1 protein-coding gene is annotated in these 405 nt (G+C 32.1%); it reads right to left on the bottom strand.

All coding sequences use genetic code 11. The features are described from left to right. Positions 1-361: helix-turn-helix domain-containing protein (locus D0817_RS24930; RefSeq protein ID WP_153188222.1), on the bottom strand; the 361-nt coding region annotated here is incomplete at its 3' end. Between the last annotated feature and the right edge of the window lie 44 nt (positions 362-405).

The raw sequence follows: 405 nt of genomic DNA on the forward strand, positions 1-405 counted from the left end.
AGCAAAACTGAGAATAACTGTAGCCATCAGGATGATTTTCCCTATACTCTTCCCAGAGCAATTGTCGGGTAACACCAACTCGCTTTAATTCTTTTTCTATCGTGGGAAATAAGGATTCTAAAACTATATTTTTTTCTGGAACAGCTTTTATCTGTCCATCAAAGAGTTCTTCCAGATCTTCATTACTAAGACCTGATAACTCTTGATAGGTAAAAGAATTTTGATGAAATGATTCAATATATTTCTTTACAGTATTGCGCGATAAGCCTAATTGTCTGCTTATTTGGAGCTTACTTACTCCTTGAGTATATAAACGTAATAATTGCAAAATGTTTCTCATATCCAGTCGTTTATTTGCCATATCTTTTGTTTTAAAAACAAGTAAGATATTCTTTATAAACACTA

The organism is Flavobacterium cupreum (assembly GCF_003996965.1).
Classification (GTDB): domain Bacteria; phylum Bacteroidota; class Bacteroidia; order Flavobacteriales; family Flavobacteriaceae; genus Flavobacterium; species Flavobacterium cupreum.